The sequence below is a fragment of the Pseudomonas sp. GW821-FHT02A11 genome (assembly GCF_059421985.1).
Genome location: NZ_JBWKWB010000017.1, coordinates 96,229 through 118,143, shown reverse-complemented (window position 1 = coordinate 118,143; position 21,915 = coordinate 96,229). Strand labels below are relative to the sequence as shown.

16 protein-coding genes are annotated in these 21,915 nt (G+C 62.1%); 8 read left to right on the top strand and 8 right to left on the bottom strand.

Annotated elements, in window-relative coordinates:
• The 4 genes from ilvA to AC07V9_RS21600 form a co-directional block, all read right to left on the bottom strand.
• Positions 1–911: threonine ammonia-lyase, biosynthetic (ilvA, locus tag AC07V9_RS21615; RefSeq protein WP_495017678.1), on the bottom strand; the 911-nt coding region annotated here is incomplete at its 3' end.
• A 693-nt stretch (positions 912–1,604) separates the two neighbouring features.
• Positions 1,605–2,645: an AraC family transcriptional regulator gene (locus AC07V9_RS21610; protein ID WP_495017674.1), complete on the bottom strand. Its 1,041-nt coding sequence runs from the start codon at positions 2,643–2,645 to the stop codon at positions 1,605–1,607.
• A gap of 3 nt (positions 2,646–2,648) precedes the next feature.
• Positions 2,649–3,788: a carbon-nitrogen hydrolase family protein gene (locus AC07V9_RS21605; RefSeq protein WP_495017673.1), complete on the bottom strand. Its 1,140-nt coding sequence runs from the start codon at positions 3,786–3,788 to the stop codon at positions 2,649–2,651.
• A gap of 135 nt (positions 3,789–3,923) precedes the next feature.
• Entirely contained in the window at positions 3,924–4,628 is a 705-nt protein-coding gene (locus AC07V9_RS21600; protein ID WP_495017672.1) for an SDR family oxidoreductase, read from the bottom strand.
• A gap of 146 nt (positions 4,629–4,774) precedes the next feature.
• Between AC07V9_RS21600 and AC07V9_RS21595 the strand changes: the two genes are divergently transcribed.
• From AC07V9_RS21595 to AC07V9_RS21565, 7 genes are all read left to right on the top strand, one after another.
• Positions 4,775–5,683 (top strand): LysR substrate-binding domain-containing protein, encoded by a 909-nt coding sequence (locus AC07V9_RS21595; RefSeq protein WP_495017671.1) that lies wholly within the window; start codon positions 4,775–4,777, stop codon positions 5,681–5,683.
• A gap of 242 nt (positions 5,684–5,925) precedes the next feature.
• A complete protein-coding gene (locus AC07V9_RS21590; RefSeq protein ID WP_495017670.1) occupies positions 5,926–6,741 on the top strand; it encodes a substrate-binding periplasmic protein in 816 nt (271 codons plus the stop codon).
• A gap of 179 nt (positions 6,742–6,920) precedes the next feature.
• Positions 6,921–9,041, top strand: a complete 2,121-nt coding sequence (locus AC07V9_RS21585; RefSeq protein ID WP_495017669.1) for a TonB-dependent receptor family protein — start codon at positions 6,921–6,923, stop codon at positions 9,039–9,041.
• A gap of 346 nt (positions 9,042–9,387) precedes the next feature.
• A complete protein-coding gene (locus AC07V9_RS21580; protein ID WP_495017668.1) occupies positions 9,388–10,659 on the top strand; it encodes an efflux RND transporter periplasmic adaptor subunit in 1,272 nt (423 codons plus the stop codon).
• Positions 10,656–13,847 carry an efflux RND transporter permease subunit gene (locus tag AC07V9_RS21575; protein WP_495017667.1) on the top strand — a complete coding sequence of 1,064 codons (3,192 nt, stop codon included), beginning with the start codon at positions 10,656–10,658 and terminating at the stop codon, positions 13,845–13,847. Before AC07V9_RS21580 ends, AC07V9_RS21575 begins: the two co-directional genes overlap by 4 nt.
• Positions 13,844–16,951, top strand: a complete 3,108-nt coding sequence (locus tag AC07V9_RS21570) for an efflux RND transporter permease subunit (protein ID WP_495017666.1) — start codon at positions 13,844–13,846, stop codon at positions 16,949–16,951. The genes AC07V9_RS21575 and AC07V9_RS21570 overlap by 4 nt, the downstream gene beginning before the upstream one ends.
• 17 nt (positions 16,952–16,968) lie before the next feature.
• Positions 16,969–18,399 carry an efflux transporter outer membrane subunit gene (locus tag AC07V9_RS21565; protein ID WP_495017665.1) on the top strand — a complete coding sequence of 477 codons (1,431 nt, stop codon included), beginning with the start codon at positions 16,969–16,971 and terminating at the stop codon, positions 18,397–18,399.
• A gap of 48 nt (positions 18,400–18,447) precedes the next feature.
• Here the strand turns inward: AC07V9_RS21565 and AC07V9_RS21560 are convergent, their stop codons facing one another.
• From AC07V9_RS21560 to AC07V9_RS21545, 4 genes are all read right to left on the bottom strand, one after another.
• Positions 18,448–19,053 carry a DUF3885 domain-containing protein gene (locus AC07V9_RS21560; protein WP_495017664.1) on the bottom strand — a complete coding sequence of 202 codons (606 nt, stop codon included), beginning with the start codon at positions 19,051–19,053 and terminating at the stop codon, positions 18,448–18,450.
• An 8-nt stretch (positions 19,054–19,061) separates the two neighbouring features.
• Positions 19,062–19,454: a GFA family protein gene (locus tag AC07V9_RS21555; protein WP_495017677.1), complete on the bottom strand. Its 393-nt coding sequence runs from the start codon at positions 19,452–19,454 to the stop codon at positions 19,062–19,064.
• Positions 19,455–19,564: 110 nt separating this feature from the next.
• Positions 19,565–20,086, bottom strand: coding sequence for a P-loop NTPase family protein (locus AC07V9_RS21550; protein WP_495017663.1), 522 nt, complete (start codon positions 20,084–20,086; stop codon positions 19,565–19,567).
• Between the two features lie 32 nt (positions 20,087–20,118).
• On the bottom strand, positions 20,119–20,616 hold the full coding sequence (locus AC07V9_RS21545; protein WP_495017662.1) for a hypothetical protein: 498 nt from the start codon (positions 20,614–20,616) through the stop codon (positions 20,119–20,121).
• A 429-nt stretch (positions 20,617–21,045) separates the two neighbouring features.
• Here AC07V9_RS21545 and AC07V9_RS21540 point away from each other — a divergent pair, with 429 nt between their 5' ends.
• Positions 21,046–21,843, top strand: coding sequence for a hypothetical protein (locus tag AC07V9_RS21540; protein ID WP_495017661.1), 798 nt, complete (start codon positions 21,046–21,048; stop codon positions 21,841–21,843).
• Positions 21,844–21,915: the final 72 nt, after the last annotated feature.

Below are 21,915 nucleotides of genomic sequence, written 5' to 3'. Positions count from 1 at the left end.
TCATACTGCTCGACGTACTTCTTGATCCCTGCCGCGGCCAAGGCGCCTGCAGGCTCAGTGATCGAGCGGGTGTCGTCGTAGATGTCCTTGATCGCCGCGCAGATTTCGTCGGTGCTGACGGTGATCACTTCGTCGACGTAATCCTTGCAGATGTCGAAGGTGTGCTTGCCGATCTGCGCCACCGCCACGCCATCGGCGAACAGCCCGACCTGCTGCAGCACCACGCGCTCGCCGTAGGCCATGGCCTGTTGCAGGCAGTTGGAGTCGTCCGGTTCGACGCCGATCACCTTGATCTCGGGGCGCAGGTACTTCACGTACGCCGCGATGCCCGCGATCAGCCCGCCACCGCCGACCGGCACGAAGATCGCGTCCAGCTGGCCCGGGTGCTGGCGGAGGATTTCCATGGCCACCGTGCCTTGCCCGGCGATGGTGTCTGGGTCGTCATACGGGTGGATGTAGACGTAGCCCTTTTCCTCAACCAGCTTCAGAGAGTACGCCAGCGCCTCGGGGAAAGAGTCGCCATGCAGCACCACTTTTCCGCCGCGCGAGCGTACGCCTTCGACCTTGATCTCCGGCGTGGTCTTGGGCATGACGATGGTCGCCTTGATCCCCAGCTTCTTCGCCGCCAGTGCCAGCCCTTGCGCGTGGTTGCCCGCTGAAGCCGTGACCACACCCCGCGCCAGCTCTTGCGCGCTCAGCTGCGCCAGCTTGTTGTAGGCGCCGCGGATCTTGAAGGAGAACACCGGCTGCAGGTCTTCGCGCTTGAGCAGCACTTGATTGCCCAGCCGCTCGGACAGCTGACGGGCGCCTTGCAGCGGGGTTTCCACGGCGACGTCGTAGACGCGGGAGGTGAGGATTTTTCGGGCGTAGTGGTTCAGCAGGTCGCTGCTGGCCGGCGCGTCGTTGAGCATCTGATTCATCGCGTCGTCCCCACTGAAGGCGCAGCGATGATCAGGCGTGGGAAAACAGCGGCGAGGGAAGGGCGGATGATGATCATGTCTGGCTCCTGGTTCGAGTGGGTGGCCCGGGAGACAGAAAGAAAAAACCCGCCTCTAGGGCGGGTTGGGTGCAAGCGTCGGCTAACCCGCCATGACTGGAATGGCGGTAATAATTCGTGGGCTGACGGCGTGCAGGAATCTGTTCATGGGGCGAAGACTATGGCGAGCCGGTTCACGCCGTCAAGCGCAAATTGAACACCTGTGCTGCGCACACTCCCACAGGTACTTTGTGGCACTGAGGTATGTGAATTTTCCTGACCACTTGCACGATATTCCACGGTGAGCTAAATATTCCCTTGCTGGCCACAAGTCCCGCCCCAGAGCGTTGACAGGGAAGTGCCGGTTAATTTTTCCGTGATCCCCTCGTCTAATGTTCAACAGGCCTTCATGTTTCGTTCATGAGGGCACTTTAGGGTGATGCTCGTGGTCAGTGAATGAAGTCGCTGAAACGACAGAAAAATGACCGAAACGAAGAGACCAGCCACGAGGGCATGAAAGATGGACGATTATCAGGAAGAACTGCTGGAGTATCAGGCGTACGAACTCGATCCCCTCGAGCCCGCCGACGATGCCACCGAGCTGTAAACAACACCCTGCAAGAAAAGATCAGTCCGAATGACGTTGGCTGCGGCGGAACTCCCCGGGAGTCTGGCCGTTCCAGCGTTTGAAGGCGCGCTGAAAGGCTTCGGCCGAGGCAAAACCCAGTAGATAGGCGATTTCACCAAACGCCAGTTCCGTGTCGCGGATGTAGGTCATGGCCAGATCGCGACGCGTGTCATTGAGCACCGCGCGAAAGCGCGTGCCTTCCTCCGCCAGTTTGCGGCGCAGGGTCCAGGTCGGAAGCTTCAGCCGTGCCGCCACTTCCGCAAGATCCGGCTCCCGCCCTCCATTCAGCAACGGCCCCAGCAACTGAATGATCCGCTCACGCAGGCTGCGGGTGCGCGTCAGTTGCTCCAGTTCCCGTTCACACACTTGCAACAGGTGGCGCCAGGTGCTCGGCACGTGGTCGGGGTTGCGCAGGGCCAGGTTTTTCTGGCTCAGGCGCAGCTGATTGACCTGCGCGCCAAAACTCACTGGGTGTTCGCTCAACAGGGCATATGCGTCGGCGTAGGCGGGTGCGGCGAATTCGATATCGACGCGCTCGGCCAGTAAGGCGGTGCCTGCCAGCGTCGAGAGCTGGTGCAGCCATCCGCTCAGGATCGAATCCACCACGAAACGGTTGTAATCGTTGTACGGGCTGATGGAATAGAAGCGCAGCCAGGCGCCTTCGCTGTCCTCGTGGAAGCTCGACTGCCCGCGATAGTTCGAGCCGTACAGGGCTTCGAAACGGATCAGCGTGCGCGCCGCCTCACGCACCGTCGGGGCTTGTGCCGCAGTGATACCGGCAAGGCCCGCCTGACTCAGGCGACTCACTTGGCCCATGCGCAAGCCCAATGCCGGACTGCCCGTCAGCTCAATCGCGGCGTGACCCAGGCGCATGTAGCGAGGGATCGACAGACGCGCCCCGGCCTCGCCCAAGCGCGCGGCGTCCAGGCCGTATTGTTCGAGCAGAGGTTGTGGGTCTTGCCCTTGAAGGCGCACGGCGTCGGCGAGGTTGTGGACGAAACCGACCGACAAATCACCCAGACGTACCCGAGGCGCGCTCATCGGTCACAACCAGAGGTTGATCAGGCGCGCGCCGTGGCCGGGTTTCGCGCCTTTCGGTGCGGCGCTGATGGATTGTTCGGCGATGCTCTGACCGCCCCGGGTCGCGAAACTGTGGCCGGCGCTGCCCTGATCCCAGAATTGCCCGCGCATGAACACGCTGATGCCGGCCTTGGCGTTGCTGATCGGGGTCAGGGTCAAACGGCGCCACGCTTCGCCCTCGGTCAGCGGTTTGGGCCCAAGGTCCAGGCCCTCGTGCTTGTCGCTGCGCCAGGGTTGTGACCAGCTGCCGTTGCCAGCGACGAACGCCGGAATCGCGATCAGCTCGGCACCCGCCGCGTTCAGGCGCACATAGTTGTCCGGGTACCAGCTGTCGACGCCGATCAGCGTCGCCAGGCGCCCGGCCGGGGTGTCGATGACGTTCAGCGGCGCGTCTTTGCCGGAGCGGATATAGCCGCGCTGATACCAGCTGGGGAACAGCTGCCGTTGCGGCTGACCGATGGGCAGGCCATCGCGCCCAAACACGACGCTGCTGTTGTACAGTGCGCCGGTGCCGACTTGCAGTTGGCCGTCCTGAACCTCCGGGCTGGGCAGGACGATGGAGCCTGCCACCAGTGTCACGCCGAATTCATGGGCCAGCCCGCCAAATACGTTTTGATAATCCTGGGCCATGCTGCGCGCCTTCATGCGCAGGTGCGCGTCGTCCAGACGGCTTTCGCCACGGGCGTGCAGCAGCGCATCGAGGAACAGCAGCGGGTTGCTGAAGGCCAGCCAGTTCATGGCTTCTTCAATGGTAGCGGCTTGATAGAACTGCGATTTCTCGTCCATCGCGAACAACCAGGTGCCGATGTGTTCGGGCAGCACGACGATGGTTTTGTCGTTGATCAGGCCGTGGTCGCGGGCCTGTTGCAGGTAGGCCGCCAGCTTGCGATGCAGGCGTTTGGTGCTCGAATAATCGGAAGGAAACAGCTCCGGCTGAATGCCCAGCAGATTGCCGCGGTCGCCAGGCTGGCCGTCGTTGATCACCACTTGGATGCGCAGGTCGGTGAGGTAATGGCCGACGTGACGTTTGCTCGTCCACAGCCCGTAGCTGACGAGAAGAATCACCAGCACGGTCGCGGTGAGGGAGCCAAGAACTTTGCGCATGGAGGGGCGGAAGAATGCCTTTCGAAACCGATGAAATGGAATGGTTACGAAGGCTACGCAAAACGGCGTCCGATAGGAAGGAATTGCCGTAAATTCCGGGGGGATGCCCGCTGTGGGGCATCCCTTCGATGGGCATCAGACCGACCGGGTCACACCGCCATCGACCCGCAGGTTCTGCCCGGTGATGTAAGCCGCGCCTTCAGAGGCCAGAAACGCAATCGTCGCGGCCACCTCTTCGCTGCTGCCATAGCGCTTGAGCGGCACGCTATCGCGGCGTTCATCGGTGCTCGGCAGGCTGTCGATCCAGCCCGGCAGCACGTTGTTCATGCGGATGTTGTCGCCGGCGTAGGTCTGCGTAAAGATTTTGGTGAATGACGCCAGACCCGCCCGGAACACCGCCGAGGTGGGAAACATGGCGGTCGGTTCGAACGTCCAGGCCGAGGAAATATTGATGATTGCGCCGCCTTTTTGCTGCTGCATGAACGGCGTCACCAGCCGCGTGGCGCGGATGACATTGAGCAGGTACACCTCCATGCCGCGATGCCAGTCTTCGTCGCTGATCTCCAGAATCGGCGCCCGTGGGCCGTGGCCTGCGCTGTTGACCAGCACATCGATGCGACCCCATTTGTCCACGGCGGCGGTCACCAGACGCTTGATGTCGTCGGTCGACTGATTCGAGCCGGTGATGCCAATGCCGCCCAGTTCCTGCGCCAGCGCTTCGCCTTTGCCGGACGAAGACAGCACGCCCACCTTGAAGCCATCGGCCGCCAGGCGACGTGCCGCAGCCGCGCCCATGCCGCTGCCACCGGCGATGATCAGCGCCACTTTTGCTTCGGACATTTGAGAATCCTCTTAAGGAATGAAGGGTCGGGATGGGCTCAATCTAGGTCACGATCTCTCACTGCACTAGCGATGTTTTTTGTATGAGGCTGTAGAAAAACTACATACTCATGCTTTCGCGGCATGGGTAATCAGGCAGGTCAACGATGAACAAATCACTCCTTACGCGATCGGGGCATGCCGTGATCGGTCAACTGGTTGCTTTCGAGGCAACGGCCCGACGCGGCAGCTTTCGCGCCGCCGCTGACGAGCTGCACATCACCACCGGCGCGGTGGCGCAGCAGGTCCGTTTGCTGGAGCAGAAGCTGGGTATGGTGGTGTTCAAGCGCCTGCCTCGCGGCACGCAGTTGCTGCCTGAAGCAGAAGATTTTCTGACCAAGGTTCAGCTGGCGCTGGACCTGATCAACGAGGCGACCCGCGAGCTCACGGCGCAGCGTTCAACCTCCGGCACCCGTGCCCTGACCTTGAGCACCACGGGGGCCTTTGCCAGTCGCTGGCTGATCCCGAAGCTCGCCCGCTTGAGCGAGGCTGAACCCGAGTTGTCGGTGATGATCGACGCCAGTAATGCTGCACGTTCGCTGCACGGTGTGGATGCGGTCGACATGGCGATTCGCTGGGGCACGCCGCCGTTTCCAGGTTGCCACGTGCACCCCTTGTTTCTGGGCAGCATCATTCCGGTGTGCTCGCCGAGCGTGAAGGGACAGCATCGCTGGCATACCCTGCCAGACCTCGCCCATGGCGCCCCGCTGATCGCCGATTCCCATGACAACTGGAGCCGCTGGTTTGCCGCCAGCCGTGTGCCTTCCACCTCCACGATGCAAATGTTTTCTCAGACGAGCCTGGCCATCGAAGCCGCCGAACGCGGGCTGGGTGTCGCCTTGGCGCCCAACGTATTGGTGGCAGGGGCATTGGCCAGTGGCGCGCTGGTGAGGGCGCTGGACCCCGAACAGGTGCTGGACACTGACGCCGGGTTTTACCTGCTGACCGCAAGCGCCCCTGATGAACGCTCGGATCTGGGCAAGGTAGTGGGGTGGCTGTTGCGGGATGTGGCGTGAGGACGCGAGGTCGGCGGGGCTGTCGGGCAGGGAAAACCCGCAACGGTTGCCGACATGATTTGACGAACTGTGGCATTCGGGTCTTCAGTGCAGATGCGCCTTTTGAAGTTTTCGGCACGAATGGCCCGTGCACGGGATCTCAATAGAGATTGTTGCTGTCCCCGTGTCATCCATCGTGTTCGCCGGACATCAATTGGCGATGGGCATACCGCTCGCAGGTGGGGTTTCCTCAGAGGTTCAATATGATCGGGCATCGTCTGTGCAAGTTCGCGTCGATAGCGGCCACGCTGCTGCTCCCCGGTATGGCGATGAGCGAAAATGCGTGTGATCACCTCACCGCGACCGGCAATGCCGAATACCCGCCCTACCTGTGGCGAGACCCGCACAACCCTCAGCAACTGATCGGCGCCAATGCCGACCTGATCAAACAGCTGGGAACCCGGCTGGGGCTGGACATCAAGGTGGTCTACGGCGGGCCTTGGTCGCGGGCTCAGGAAGAGGTGAGGGCGGGGCGCATCGATATGCTGGTCGGCTACTTCCTCACGGCCGAGCGGGCGCGGACGCTGAATTTCGTGAGCCCTCCGTTCCTGTTTACCTCAAGCATGATCTGGGTGAGGCAAGACAGCGCGTTTCCCTATCACCAGTGGTCCGACCTGATCGGGCGCAGCGGTGGCACCCTGGTCAATAACAGCTATGGCCAGGCCTTCGATGACTACGCCAAGGCGCACCTTTCGCTGGAGGCCGTTCCCACCGCCAGCCAAGCGTTCCAGAAGCTCATCCTAAAGCGCAATGATTTCGTGATCTTCGAGCAGTTTCCGGGCTTCGCCCTGGCGAAGAAACTGGGAGTCGACACCGAGGTGAAGGCGCTGGAGCCGCCGATCAGCAGCGAAGGGCTGTATCTGGCGCTGTCCCCCAGCTCGGAGTGCCTGAAACCGCCGCTGCAGGACAAGATCAACGATGAAATGAAGAAGATCGTATCCAGCCCTCTGCCGCAAGCGCTGGTCACCGCCAACCTCGAACTCTGGAGTGCGCAGCAGCGCGATGGGCTCAATCCTTAAGCGTGGTCGGGGAATGGGAGATCGATCTGTGCAGGCACCCATGCGGCCCGGTCACGACGAGTGTTTAAGTGCTGGCCGAATTGAACGTCTGATGCTGTACGCGAAAGGGTGTGTCGTGGGGCATGCTTTTGCCTTCAAATGATGTCTTTCTACCGATGCATGCCTACAGGAAGTTTCAGATGTCACCTCGCTTTACCCGCTCGCGCCTGAGCGCCCCGTTCAATCTGACCCTGTTGTGCTGGGGCGTGGGCACGAGCAGCCTCGGCTACGCGGACACCCCGGCGACCCTCGACATCGCCGAGCCTACAGTGGTCACCGGCAGTTACGCGCCGGCATCGAGTTTCGAGCTGCCGTTTTCCATCGACACCGTTGACCTGTCCAAGGGCACCGACGGCCAGTTGGGCGTGAACCTGTCGGAAGTGCTGTCGCGGGTGCCGGGGCTGGTGGTGCAGAACCGTCAGAACTACGCCCAGGATCTGCAGATTTCCTCGCGGGGCTACGGCGCGCGTTCGGCCTTTGGTATCCGCGGCTTGAAGCTGTTCAGCGACGGCATCCCGGCCAGTACCCCCGATGGTCAGGGGCAGGCGGCTTCGCTCAACCTCGATGTAGCGGACCGCATCGAAGTGTTGCGTGGCCCGGCTTCGACGATCTACGGCAGCAACGCCGGCGGCGTGATCCAGATGTTCACCCGCGACGGCCAGGGCCCGGCGACCGTTGGCGCGGAGACCACTTTTGGCAGCGATGGCTTTAACAAGAATCACCTGTCCGCGCAAGGCGGCAATGACACCGCAGGCTTCGTGCTGGATGCCTCGCGCCTGGACACCGACGGCTATCGCGACCACAGTGCCGCGCGCCGCGACCAGACCTTCGGCAAGCTGACCTTCAACCCCGACGAGGACTCCCACCTCGCGCTGATCTACAGCAGCCTGGAGCAGAACAACACGCAAGACCCCCTCGGCCAGACCTGGGATGCCTACAAGCACGACCCGCGCTCGGTGGCTTCGGTCGCCGAGACCTACAACACCCGCAAGAGCATCGATCACCAGCAACTGGGCATGAATTACGAGCGTTACTTCGGCGACGCGACCTTGCAGTTCAACCTTTACGCCGGGCAGCGCAGCGTCATTCAGTACCTGTCGATTCCGCGCACAGTGGCTTCCAACAGCCAGCGCGGCGGCGGGGTGGTGGATTTTGATCGCGAGTTTCATGGCGGCACCTTGCGTTGGATTCAGCCGTTGTCTGCACTGCCGGGTGACTTCAAGGTAACGGTGGGTGCCGACTACGATCGCAGTCAGGATGATCGTCGCGGCTACCAGAATTTCAGCGGCAGCCAGATGGGCGTCAAAGGCGAATTGCGCCGTGACGAGCAGGACACCGCCACCAGCCTCGACCCTTACGTGCAGGCCCACTGGGCGCTGGGCAACTGGGTCATGGAAGCCGGTGTTCGTCACAGCACCATGACCATGGATGTGAACGACCACTACCTGGCCAACGGCGATGGCAGCGGGTCGAAAAAGTACCAGCAGAACACGCCCTCGCTGTCGGTGATGTACGCGTTCACGCCGGATCTGCATGGTTATTTCAGCGTCGGCAAAGGCTTCGAAACCCCGACCCAGGCCGAGATGGCCTACGCACCGGGGCTGGCTGAGAGCTTCAACTTTGGCCTCGATCCGGCCACCAGCACCCAATACGAGCTAGGCCTGAAAGCGCGCCTGGGGCAGGGCACTCGCCTCAATGCCGCGGTGTTTGAAATCCACACGGACGATGAGATCGTCGTCGCCAGCTCCACCGACGGCCGCACCAGCTACACCAACGCCGGCAAGACGCTGCGTCGCGGCGTCGAGATCAGCCTGGATAGCCAGCTCAGCGAGCAGTGGCAGACCACCTTGGCCTACACCCGCACGGATGCGACCTACGACGAGGACTTCACCCAGAGCGGCAAGGTCATCGAAAAAGGCAATCAGCTGCCGGGCGTGCCGCTCAACAGCCTGTTTGGCGAGTTGGTGTGGAAGCCGCGTTCAGGCATCAGCACCGGGCTTGAAGCGCAGTACCGCAGCAAGGTGTATGTCGAGGACAGCAATCAGGACAAGGCGGCGCCTGCCTACACGGTATTCAACTGGCGTGCGCGTTTCGAGCAGGATTACGGGCACTGGACCTTCCATCAACTGCTGCGCCTGGACAACCTGCTGGACCGGCAATACGTGGGCTCGGTGATCGTCGGCGACAGCAATGCGCGTTACTACGAAGCGGCACCGGGTAGGTCGTGGTATGCCGGAGCGGGTGTTGATTATCGCTTCTGAGGCTGTTTCGAGTAGCCGTTTCGATACCCTCTGGTGACAAAGTCGATACATCGCTCGATTCGGCTGCAAGCAGCGCCGTACAAGGCGCTGCGCGATGTTCAGGTGTTTGTAAATAATTGGCAAAGGTGGTCTTTACAGCTTGTTCGGGCAGGTGATGCGCGGCTAAATGGCCCCATCACGCTCAAGCGTTTCAGCCACTTGAATCCTGCAGCCGGTCTGCGGTCTGCATGAGTGCCTCTGCCGGTCGTTGCAACAGGTGTCGCCAAGCTGAGCCGTGATGTGTCCGGTGCAGCGGCGCCCGTTTCACCGCTGCACGCGTTATCCCTTGCCCACACAGAAGTTTCCAATGACCCAGATCCCGGCAGCCCGTTCACGCAAGCGCCTTGTATTCGCGCTCCTGATAGCCGCAGCCATTGGCGCTGTCTTTGTGTACATCAAGCACACCCCGTCCTCCGTACCGACGCAGAGCGATGCCAGCGCCGTGCCCGCCGGCCCCGGTGGGCGTCATGCCGGCCCTGGCATGGTCGACACCAACGCCACCGTCAGCGTGGCCGTCGGCACGGCAGGGCTCGCCGATGTGCCGGTGATCCAGCAGGCGCTGGGCACCGCCATTCCCAACTATTCGGTCACGGTCACCAGCCGCGTCGACGGCGAACTGATGGCCGTGTACTTCACCGAAGGCCAGTACGTGAAGAAAGGCCAGGTGCTGGCGCAGATCGACCCTCGCGCGTATCAGGCCACGCTGGATCAATACCAGGGCGACATGGCGCAGAATCAGGCGTTGCTCAAAAGCGCGCAACTGACTGCCGAACGCTACAAGCGTTTGTTCGCCAAGGACTCCCTGGCCAAGCAGGATCTGGATACGCAGATGGCCACCGTCGGCCAGTACGCCGGCGCCGTCAAGGCCGATCAAGGCCAGATCGACGCCGCGAAACTCAACCTGACCTACGCCAAAATCGTCTCCCCCATTGATGGCTACGTCGGCCTGCGTCTGGTGGACCCGGGTAACGTGGTGTCGTCCAGCAGCACCACTGGCATCGTCACCGTGACCCAGACCAACCCCATCGCCGTGACCTTCAGCCTGCCCCAGGCGCAACTGGCGGCTTTGCTGCCCAAAGTGCGCAAGGGTGAGTCACTGAGCGTGCAGGCCCTTGACCAGTTGGGCACCACAACGCTGGCCAGCGGCACGCTGAAATTCATCAGCAACGAGATCGACACCACCACCGGCAGCATCAAGTTGAAGGCGTTGTTCGACAACCCCGACGAGAAGCTCTACCCCAATCAGTTCGTCAACGTGAAGCTGACCACCGACATCCTGCACAACGCTGTGGTGGTACCGTCCGCCGCTGTGCAACTGAGCAGCGACGGCGAGTTTCTCTACGTGGTCAAGGATGGCAAAACCAATCGCCGCAGCATCACGGTCGGCCCGGTCATGGGCGATCAGACAGTCATCAGCAAAGGCGTGGAGCAGGGCGAGCAAGTGGTCACGCGGGGAATCGATCACCTGCGTGACGGCAGCAGGGTAGAGGTCGAGAAACCGGCCAGCGATGCCTCTCAAACACCCGGCAAAACCTCGGGCAAAACCACTCAGCCCGCCACCGGCAACGTCACCCCATGAACCCGTCGCGACTGTTTATCCAGCGTCCCGTGGCCACGATTTTGCTGATGCTGGCGGTGATGCTGGCCGGCATTTTCGCCTACCGCTTGCTCTCAACCTCGGCGCTGCCGGAAGTCGACTACCCGACCATTCAGGTCAGTACTTTGTATCCGGGTGCCAGTTCCAGCGTGCTGGCTTCGGCGGTCACAGCGCCGCTGGAGCGTCAGTTGGGGCAGATGTCCGGCCTGTCGCAGATGTACTCGACCAGTTCGGCCGGGGCGTCGGTGATCACCCTGAAGTTCTCTCTGGACCTGTCGCTGGACGTTGCCGAGCAAGAGGTGCAGGCGGCCATCAACGCCGCTAACAGCCTGTTGCCCACCGACCTGCCCAACCCGCCCACTTATAAAAAGGTCAACCCGGCCGACACCGCCGTGCTGACCCTGGCAGCCACCTCCGACAGCCTGCCGCTCACCCGCGTGCAGGATCTGGTCAACACCCGGGTGGCGCTCAAGCTTTCGCAGATTTCCGGTGTGGGCATGGTCAGTCTTGCGGGCGGTCAGCAGCCGGCGGTGAAGATCGAGGTCAATCCCACCAGCCTCGCGGCCCATGGCCTGACCCTGGAAGACGTCTATGACAAGGTCAATGCCGCCAACGTCAACGGCTCCAAGGGCGGCTTCGATGGCCCGGCGCATTCGATCACCATCGACGCCAACGACCAGCTGCGTGATGCCGTGGAATACGGCGAGCTGGTGCTGGCCTACGAGAACGGCGCAGCGCTGCGCCTCAAAGATGTCGCCACCACCGCCGAAGCGCCTCAGGATCAGTACCTGTCGGCCACGGCCAACGGACAGCCGGCGATTGTGATTGCCGTGCAGCGTCAGCCTGGCGCCAACGTCATCGAGGTGGTCGACAGCATCAAGGCCAAGCTGCTGACCTTGCAGTCGGCGCTGCCGGATTCGGTGAAGCTCACCGTGATCAGCGACCGCACCCAGACCATTCGCGCATCGATCAAGGAGGTGCAGATCGAGCTGCTGCTGTCCATTGGCCTGGTGGTGCTGGTGACCTTTGCCTTCCTCGGCAACTTGACGGCCACGCTCATCCCCAGCCTTGCAGTGCCACTGTCGCTGATCGGTACGTTCGGGGTCATGTACTTGGCCGGGTTCAGCGTGAACAACCTGACACTGATGGCGCTGACCATTGCCACAGGATTTGTGATCGACGACGCCATCGTGGTGGTGGAGAACATTTCCCGGCACCTGGAGGAGGGCGAAGAGCCCATGGCCGCGGCCTTCAAGGGCTCCCAGGAAATCGGCTTCACCATCATCTCGCTGACCTTCTCGCTGATCGCCGTGCTCATCCCGCTGCTGTTCATGGGCGACGTGGTCGGGCGGCTGTTTCGCGAGTTCGCCATCACCCTGGCGGTGGCGATTCTGGTGTCGATGATCGTCTCCCTGACCCTCACGCCGATGCTCTGCGCACACCTGTTGCGCCATGTGCCGGAGGACAGCAAGGGCCGCTTCGCAGCTTGGGGCGATCGTCAGTATCAAAAGGTGCTCAATGCCTATGATCGCGGGCTGGTGTGGGTGCTCGATCACCAGCGCCTGACCTTGCTGGTGGCGGTGGGCACGGTTGCACTGACCGGCTTTCTGTATCTGGTGGTGCCCAAGGGTTTCTTTCCGACCCAGGACACGGGTCTGATTCAAGGCTTCACCCGCGCCTCGCAAGACGTCTCATTCGGTGAAATGGCTCGCCGTCAGCAGGCCATGGTTGAGGTGGTGCGCAAGGACCCGGCCGTGGAATCGGTGTCATCGACCATCGGCGTCGACGGCAACAACAACTCGCTGAACAACGGTCGTCTGCAGATCGAACTCAAGCCCTTCGAGGACCGCGACGACACCGCCACACAGGTCATCACCCGACTGGAAAAATCCGCCAGCGCCGTAGCGGGAATTCAGCTCAATCTGGTGTCGTCCCAGGACCTCACCGTCGACGACCAGCTGACCCCCAGCCAGTACCAGTTCACCCTCGACGATTCGGAAAGCGCCAACCTCTCGGCGCTGGTGCCCAAGCTGATGGAGAAGCTGCAGCACCGTGCGCAAATGCGTGACGTCATCGACAACCTGCAGGACCAGGGGCTGGTGGCCTATGTGGAGCTGGATCGCGCCGCTGCCATGCGTTACGGCATCAGCGCATCGGACGTCGACACCGCGCTCTACAACGCCTTTGGCCAGCGCCTGATTTCGACCATCTTCACCCAGTCAAACCAGTACCGCGTGGTGCTGCAGGTGCCGGGCAAGTTCCAGCAGAACCTCGCGGCGTTCGACAACATTTACCTGGCCGCGGCGACAGGGAGCACAAGCACCTCGACCACCAGCAGCACAACGTCGAGCACCAGCACTTCGACAGGCTCGACCACGACTTCCACGCCCGCACAAATGGTGCGTCTGACCGACATCGCCAAGGTCGGCCAGCGTACCGGTTCGCTGTCGCTGAGCCGGCTGGATCAGTTCCCGGCGGTGACCGTATCCTTCAACCTGGCAGACGGATATTCCCTTGAACAGGCACAGCAGGCCATCGCTCAGGTGATGACCGAACTCGATGCGCCGAGCAGCATCACCCTGCGTTATCAGGGCGCCGCAGAAGCCTTCCAGACCGCCACCGGCAACACGCTGTGGCTGATTTTCGCGGCGCTGGTGACCATGTACATCGTGCTGGGCATGCTCTACGAGAGCTTCATTCACCCGGTGACGATTCTTTCGACCCTGCCGTCGGCGGCCATCGGCGCGTTGCTGGCGCTATTGCTCACCGGCACTGAATTCAGCCTGATCGCCCTGATCGGGGTGATTCTGCTGATCGGCATCGTCAAGAAGAACGCGATCATGATGATCGACTTCGCCCTTGAGGGCCGCCAGCACCAACGCCTCAACGCCCGTGAGGCGATTCATCGTGCAGCGCTGCTGCGCTTGCGACCGATTTTGATGACCACCCTGGCCGCGCTGTTTGGTGCCTTGCCGCTGATGCTGGCAACCGGGGCGGGTGCTGAGTTGCGTCGGCCACTGGGGCTGGTGATCGTCGGCGGGCTGCTGCTGAGCCAGGTCCTTACCCTGTTCACCACGCCGGTGATCTACCTGTTGTTCGATAGCCTGTCGGAACGGGCCAAGGCGCGCTTCAAGCGGGGCAGCACGCGCATCGGTCGAGGCCAGGCATGAACCTCTCACGGCTGTTCATTCGCCGCCCGGTGGCGACGCTCTTGCTGAGCCTGAGCATCACCCTGGCCGGCATCCTGGGCTACACGCTGCTGCCGGTGGCGCCGCTGCCGCAGGTCGACTTCCCGACCATCATGGTCAGCGCCTCGCTGCCGGGGGCCAGCCCCGAGACCATGGCCGCCACCGTGGCCACACCGCTTGAGCGCAGCCTGGGGCAGATCGCGGGCATCACCGAAATGACGTCCACCAGCAGCCAGGGTTCGACGACGCTGATCCTGCAATTCGAGCTGGACCGCGACATCAACGGCGCCGCCCGCGACGTGCAGGCGGCGATCAACGCCTCGCGCAGCCTCTTGCCCAGTTCCATGCCGTCGCTGCCCACTTACCGCAAAGCCAACCCGTCGGAGGCGCCGGTCTTGATGCTGGCGCTGACCTCATCGACCCGCAGCCCCGGCGAGCTCTACGACCTGGCCTACAGCAAGCTGCAGCAGAAGGTCGCTCAGGTGAACGGCGTGGGCGAAGTGTCGGTGCGCGGCGGCGCGTTGCCCGCCGTGCGCATCGACATTCAGCCCAACCTGCTCAACCACGCCGGCATCTCCCTTGAGACCGTGCGCACGGCCATCAACAACGCCACCAAGGCCAAGCCCAAGGGCATCCTGCAGGGCGACGGGCAAAGCTGGGTGATCGACGCCAACGACCAGATCGACAAGGCCGTCGACTATCAGGCGCTGGTGATCACCTACCAGAACGGCACCGCCGTGCGCCTGCGTGACGTGGCCAACGTCTACGATTCGGTGGAAGACACCTTCGTCGGTGGCTACTACAACGGCCAGCCCTCGGTCACCCTCGGCGTGACCCGTCAGGCCGGCGCCAACATGCTGCAGACCATCGACAGCATCAAAGCGCTGCTGCCCGAACTGCAGCGCGAGATCCCCGGCGACGTGCAACTGATCAGCGTGATCGACCGCGGCCCTACCGTGCGCTCGTCCCTGCACGACACCGAAGAAACCCTGCTGATCGCCACCTTGCTGGTCATCGCCGTGGTCTTTGTTTTCTTACGCAACGTGCGTGCGACGCTGATTCCGGCGGTGGTGTTGCCGGTGTCGCTGATCGGCACTTGCTCGATCATGTACCTGCTCGGCTACAGCCTCGACAACCTGTCGCTGATGGCGCTGATCATCTGCACAGGCTTCGTGGTGGACGACGCCATCGTCGTGCTGGAGAACATCGCGCGCTATCAGGAAATGGGCATGCGCCCCCTGCGTGCGGCGCTGATGGGCACCCGCGAAGTGGGCTTCACGGTGCTGTCCATGACCCTGTCGCTGGTGGCGGTGTTCATCCCGATTCTATTGATGGGCAGCATCGTCGGGCGGCTGTTTCGGGAGTTCGCGGTGACCTTGAGCGTGGCGCTTGGCCTGTCGATGATCGTCTCTCTGAGCCTGACCCCGGTGCTCTGCGTCATGCTCCTGCGCCAGCCTGCCCACGACGCTCGCGAGCCGCGTCTGTATCGCTGGATCGAAGCCGGGATTGCGCGCATGCAAGGCGCGTATCTCGCCGCGCTGGCGTGGGTGATGCGTCATCGCTTGCTGACCCTGTTCAGCCTCTTGCTCACCGTTGTGCTCAACGTCTACCTCTACGCCACGGTGCCCAAAGGCTTCTTTCCCGCTCAGGACACCGGCGTGCTGATGGGCGCCGTGCGCGCCGACCAGAACATCTCGTTTCAGGCCCTCAAGCCGCACCTGATGCAGATCGCCCACGACCTGGCCGCCGACGCCGACGTCGAGGCCGTGATGTCGTCCACCGGCAGCGGGCGGGCAGGGTCGCGCAACACCGGCGACTTCTTCATTCGACTCAAGGATTACACCCAGCGCACCAGCAGCGCGGCGGCCATCGCCAATCGTTTGACCCGCGCCAACAACAAGGTCGCCGGCATTCAGGTGTTTCTGATGCCCGCCGAAGACATTCGCGTGGGTGGGCGCAGTGCCAATGCCACCTACCAGTTCAGCTTGCAGGCTGATGATCTGGACCTGCTGCGCACATGGGCGCCCAAGGTCGAAGCCGCGCTGCGGGCGTTGCCAGAATTGACCGGCATCGACTCCGACTCGCAGACCGGCGGCCAGGAACTCAAGCTGCACATCGACCGCGCCGCAGCGAGCCGGTTGGGCGTAAGCGTCAGCGACATCGACAACTTGCTCAACAACGCCTACAGCCAGCGCCAGGTCGCGACCCTGTACAAAACCCTCAACCAGTATCACGTGATCATGGGCCTGGATCCGGTCTACACCAGCGACTCGACCATGCTCGACCGCATGTACGTGATCAACGCCGACAACCAGCAGGTGCCGCTGACCGCCTTCGCCACCTTCAGCCCGGACAATGCGCCGCTGGCCGTGGCCCACCAGGGTCAGTCGGCCACCAGCACCATCGCCTTTAACCTGCAGGACGGCGTTTCGCTGGAGCAGGCCACGGCCGCGATCAACCGCGCGGTCGACAAGGTCGGCCTGCCAAGGGACGTGCAATACGGTTTCGCCGGCACCGCCCAGGCCTATGCCGCGCTGGCCGCGAGCATGCCGTGGCTGATCGCCGCAGCGCTGCTGGCGGTGTACATCGTGCTCGGGGTGCTCTACGAGAGTTACATCCACCCGCTGACCATTCTCTCGACCTTGCCGTCGGCGGGGGTGGGCGCGCTGTTGCTGCTCAAGGCGGTGAACATGCAGCTCACGGTGATCGCCCTGATCGGCATTCTGCTGCTGATCGGCATCGTCAAAAAGAACGCCATCATGATGATCGACTTCGCTCTCATGGCCGAACGCGACCGCAAGCTGTCCCCGGAGCGCGCGATCATCGAAGCCTGCCGCATGCGCTTTCGGCCGATCATGATGACCACTCTGGCCGCGTTTTTCGGCGCCTTGCCCCTGGCCCTCGGCAGCGGCGGCGATGCCGACCTGCGCAAGCCGCTGGGCGTGGCCATTGCCGGTGGCCTGGTGCTGAGCCAATTGCTGACGCTGTTCACCACCCCGGTGGTGTACCTCTATCTAGACCGCCTGAGCCGCGCCTCCCGGCATTTCTGGCACACGCGTATCCGCCGCACTCACGTGCCCGGCTGACTGACAGGGTTGAATGAATGAACGCTCCACTGCTGAACCGCTTGTGTGTTGCCGTGCTGCTGGCCAGCAGCGTGTTGGGCGGCTGCACCGTCGGCCCCGACTACCACAAGCCGACCGCGCCGATCTCCACCACCTTCAAGGAAGCCCAAGGCTGGAAGGCGGCAAGCCCCCAGGATGAGCTGCCCAAAGGCCCGTGGTGGGAGCTGTATCAGGACCCGCAGCTGAACGCGCTGGTCGCCCAGGTGCAACTCAACAACCAGAACGTCGCTGTGTATGCCGCTCAATATCAGCAAGCGCTGGCGCTGGTGCGTGAGTCTCGCGCCAACCAGTTCCCGCTGCTCACCGGCACCGGCTCGAGCACCCGCAGCGAGACGTCCACAGGCTCGTCATCTTCCACCAGCACCAGCAGCAGCGGCGGGGTGAGAAAAGAGCACTCCGCCAGCCTCGACCTGAGCTGGGAAGCCGACATCTGGGGCAAGTTGCGTCGCACCACCGAACAGGACCGCGCCAGCGCCCAGGCCAGCGCCGCCGACCTGAGCAATGCGACCTTGAGCGCGCAGTCGTCACTGGCCCAGGACTACTTCCAGCTGCGCCTGCTTGACCGACGCATCGCCCTGTACCGCGAGACCATCGACGGCTACCAGCGCTACCTGCAAATCATCCAGAACAAGTACGACGAACAGATCGTCTCCCGCGCCGACCTCGCCACCGGCAAGACCCAGCTGCAAAGCGCCCAAGCCTCCATGCTCGACCTGCAATGGCAGCGCGCGCAGTACGAACACGCCATCGCCTTGCTGATGGGCAAACCGCCCGCCGACTTCGCCTTGGCCGCCGACCCCGCCTGGCAATACCACGTGCCCGACGTACCCTTGGGCCTGCCCAGCCGCCTGCTCGAACGCCGCCCCGACATCGCCGCCGCCGAACGCCAAATGGCCGCTGCCAACGCCGCTGTCGGCGTGGCCACCGCTGCGTACTACCCAGACCTGACCCTCAGCGCCAGCGGCGGCTACCAGAGCTCGACCCTCAGCAACCTGTTCTCGCTGCCCAACCGCTTCTGGTCCATCGGCCCGAGCCTGACCGGCACCATCCTCGACTTCGGCGCCACCAAAGCCAGCGTCGACCAGGCCCGCCACGCCTATGACGCCAGCGTCGCCACCTACCGCCAGACCGTCCTCAGCGCATTGGGCGAAGTCGAAGACTACCTCGTCGAACTGCGCACCCTGCAACCCGAGCTCGAAGCCCGCCGCCACTCCGCACAGTCCGCAGAAGATTCCGCGTCGGTCAGTCGCGATCAGTATGAAGCGGGGGTGATTGACTACCTGGATGTCGCGACGACACAGGCGACCAGTCTCAACGAGCGACAGACGTTGCTGAGCCTGGTGGCGACGCAGTTGGTGACAAGCGTGCAGTTGCAGGCGGCGTTGGGTGGGTCTTGGAGCGGGGAATGAAAAAGCTCTGACAGAAGGGTGGGGCAGTGATCGCCCCACCTTCGAAGCTCATTTGTCGTCGGCTCGCTGGTCGTATTCCAGTACGTACGGCCGATGCGCCTCATACAGGGCTGACAGCAATTTCTTATTCGGGCCTACGACGTCCATGCCCCTGTCGTCATAAGGAAATGCGAGAACTTTCTTCTGCATATTGAAGAGGTAAAAGTCGCATCCAGGCTTGGGTTGTATAGCCCTGAAGTCCTTTGCCAACGCACACCACAGAAAGGATTCGAGCAGCGAGACGGGCGCCTTGAATGCGAGGTAGATCCAATACTCGGGCACCGAGTCGCAGTACCAATCTTCCTGATCAATCGCTTCGCTCCACACCTCTCGCCATGCCGGAATGACGATGCCGGCGGATCTCAACGACTCCAGAGTTGCACGGTGACCAAAATGGTTTGCGGTGGAGTGCGTTCGCAGACAAACGACCAGCGAGTCTTCGATGAAAATGTCCCGACAGATCTGAGTTGCTTTACGCAGTGCCAGCAGAAACTGTTCGAGTTCGCTTCCCGTTTCAGAGAGCCCAAATCGCAGGCCGCCCGGGTAGGTGTAAAACAAGGGGCGATGGAAAACCGTAGGGCCGAAGGTCTTCCAGATGTCTTCTTTAAGTGTCACCGGGGCGGTTACCTGGCTATGAGTGATTGTGTGCACCAATCAACCGAAGACTCGAGATGAACATGCGTGTGCTTTCTGGGAATGAAGGGGGTATCAAACGTACCCAGTGCCACCGAAACCCAATTGGCAAACTCTCCCTTGTCCCGTGACCAGAACAAGGTCGATCCGCAAGTTGAGCAGAACTCACGCAGCACTGATTCAGAGGAGCGATAGGCGCTGAGGCGATCTGCGCCGCTGAGTATCTTCAGTTCATTGCGAAGGACGCTGCCATACGTGGCGAATGCGGCCCCATGCGCCTTCCGGCACTGGCTGCAATGGCAATGACTCACGGCTTTTGGCGCACTCAGCAGCTCATATCTGACGGCAGAGCACAGGCAACTTCCTTGATAGACCTTGTTCACGTCATGTTCTGCTCGGAAAAAAGCCGAGCTTAACCAACGATGGTCCAGGCGTCGAACGTCCTGCTTCAGACCGTGAATACATTGATTACGCGTCTTGTCGTTATCCAGGATCAACTCTTTTCGGCCAACCCCTCAACAAAACCGCTGATCTGCCGCGTTCCTCTCAAATGCACCACCGGCACATCCGGGCCCATGGCCATTCGCGCTGTTTCGATGCCTTGACGATAGCCATGGTCGAACTGCCACACAAACTTGAGGAAGGCTAGAAATGCGCGATCAAGTTTTTCTCTACAGCCCGCAGGAAGGTCAGGCCGTGGGCGGTTCATTGCGCTACGGACCAAGACCCGCATCAGGCAGGTCAGTCGAGGCGTATCAAGCCAGATGACGAGGTCTGCGCGGGGCAGGCGCAGGTCGAAGGTGCGGCGGGCGTAGTTGCCTTCGCAGATCCAGGCGTCGGTGGCGATTGCGTTGCGCACCCGTTCCCGGAACCGTACCGCATCGGGCTCGACCCAGCCGGGCTCCCAGAACAAGGTGTCCAGATGCACGACGGGCAGGTCGAGACGTTTGCCCAGCAGGCGCGCCAGCGTGGACTTGCCGCTGCCTGCGTTGCCCAGAATCACAATCCGTTGCACGAGAGACTTCCTGTCGTAAAAAAGGATGACAACTAGCGCCGCGACATGACGGCGTTATGCACCGGCAAACCGTTTTGCTCCGGGTGCTGCTGCAAAAAAAGCTTGAGGGCTTGATCTTCGCGGTCAACCACGCAGACGTTCACGCTGGGGCTGGGCACCGTGCATTCGCCAAGGGCGAGCAGGCCGCAGTTCATGACCCCGTACACAGCCGCCGGTTCAGCAACGGCCGAACAGCCATAGACCATCTCCCCCAGGTAATTGAGCTGCCCTTGAGTCACGCTGAAACGCAGGGGTTTGGAGTAGGGCCCCATGACCCCGCGGCGATGCCCCAGACGGCTCACCTCATATTCACCGGCAGGCAGCCAGCCCGAATAGTCGTCCTTTGGGCCCCAGCCATAGGTCTTGTTGCTCTTGATGTCGCGAAACTCAAGATAGGTGCCATAGGGGCCGCCTTCTATCAATGAACCGACCACCAGGCCTGAGTTTTGCGCGTTGTTAACGGGTGAATTCAGTGCCATTTCAGGAGGCATTGACGAGCAACCTGCCAGGAGTCCGACCAAGCCAATTGCAAATATATGGTGCGTATCGAGCATTCCATTACCTCGGGGAGTACAGCGCAATCAAAATAAACTGACGTGGCAGACGCGCTGGACGGCGATGCCTGCCTTCTTTAGCATGATGGCCTTTCGCCTATCTGTGCATCAAGGACGATACATCATCATGTTCGATTTTTCCCGACGGGCCGTTCCGGCGTCGTCAGTGTTGCCGCGCTGTTACTGAGCGGATGCAGTTTCAATGGCACCTTTCCCGATGCCAGAGAGCCCGATGCAGCCAAGCTGCGTTTCATCAGCAGCAATGAAAATTCCACCCTCGATCTGTTCGATGCAGAACACTGTGGCGGTCAGACCACGGGGCTGCTCAATAACCTGTTTTCAGCCAATACCCGTCGACGCGCCGACATGAGCGCCCCTGCGCCTGACGATGCCAAAGCCTGGCTCGAGGTGCGGCTGCAGCCTGGCCGTGAGCTGTTCGCGCGAGCCAATACGCTGGGCAGCGGGAGCGTCTGTACGGTCGCGTTCAACTTCACGCCACAGAGTGGCGGCGAGTACGAAGCCAACTTCCGTTACATCGGTCGCAGCCAGATCACCCTCAACCGCTTGCGCCAGATTGACGGCAAGGTTGTACGTTCGCCCATCGCGCTGACCAACAAAGGTCTGCCGGCCTGCGCCGGAAGCAACCCGATGTTCCCCAAACCCGTTCAGGCCCAGCCCCAGTCAGCGGAGCGTGCGGCCATGATCGCCAGCATCGTCGACGCCAGTGTCATCGCGAAGATGAAGCCCGACGCCGACGATGCATCGTTGATCCAGCCAGCGTTTCTCGACAAGGCGGTGCAAGAGCGCAAACAGCGCGTAGGCGTGGCATTGCCGGATGCCTACTGGACCGAGTATCGCCAGGACCTGGAGTGGTTCGCAGGCGAGATGACCGGCACCAAGGCGCGTTCTCTGCAGCTGTACAAGGATTACTACAGCACCCAGCTGGGCCTGCTGGAGACGCCCGATATCAAGGAGCTGTTGCCTGACAGCCCGACGGCCGATCGCAGCAAGGCAGCGTCCACCAACAATGCCATGCTGGAGTACTACTACCGCACCCAGCGCGAACTCCTCAAGGAAACCCTCAGTGCGCAGCAAGCGCGTCTGGCGGAGCTGGACCAGCGTTTTGGTGTATGCAAGCAATACGCAGCCTGCTGGCAGCACTGACCACGGTATCGTTTGATTGGGGCTCTCGGGCCACTGATCTCCCCAACAGAGGCGAGAACGCCGCTGTTGATC

Bases quoted from the DNA above. Each gene is read 5' to 3' on its own strand.
- AC07V9_RS21540 (WP_495017661.1), top strand. From the start codon at position 21,046: ATGAGCGCCCCTGCGCCTGACGATGCCAAAGCCTGGCTCGAGGTGCGG.
- AC07V9_RS21570 (WP_495017666.1), top strand. From the start codon at position 13,844: ATGAACCTCTCACGGCTGTTCATTCGCCGCCCGGTGGCGACGCTCTTG.
- AC07V9_RS21600 (WP_495017672.1), bottom strand. From the start codon at position 4,628: ATGTCCGAAGCAAAAGTGGCGCTGATCATCGCCGGTGGCAGCGGCATG.
- AC07V9_RS21605 (WP_495017673.1), bottom strand. From the start codon at position 3,788: ATGCGCAAAGTTCTTGGCTCCCTCACCGCGACCGTGCTGGTGATTCTT.
- AC07V9_RS21580 (WP_495017668.1), top strand. From the start codon at position 9,388: ATGACCCAGATCCCGGCAGCCCGTTCACGCAAGCGCCTTGTATTCGCG.
- AC07V9_RS21610 (WP_495017674.1), bottom strand. From the start codon at position 2,645: ATGAGCGCGCCTCGGGTACGTCTGGGTGATTTGTCGGTCGGTTTCGTC.
- AC07V9_RS21585 (WP_495017669.1), top strand. From the start codon at position 6,921: ATGTCACCTCGCTTTACCCGCTCGCGCCTGAGCGCCCCGTTCAATCTG.
- AC07V9_RS21590 (WP_495017670.1), top strand. From the start codon at position 5,926: ATGATCGGGCATCGTCTGTGCAAGTTCGCGTCGATAGCGGCCACGCTG.
- AC07V9_RS21565 (WP_495017665.1), top strand. From the start codon at position 16,969: ATGAACGCTCCACTGCTGAACCGCTTGTGTGTTGCCGTGCTGCTGGCC.
- AC07V9_RS21545 (WP_495017662.1), bottom strand. From the start codon at position 20,616: ATGCCTCCTGAAATGGCACTGAATTCACCCGTTAACAACGCGCAAAAC.
- AC07V9_RS21575 (WP_495017667.1), top strand. From the start codon at position 10,656: ATGAACCCGTCGCGACTGTTTATCCAGCGTCCCGTGGCCACGATTTTG.
- AC07V9_RS21595 (WP_495017671.1), top strand. From the start codon at position 4,775: ATGAACAAATCACTCCTTACGCGATCGGGGCATGCCGTGATCGGTCAA.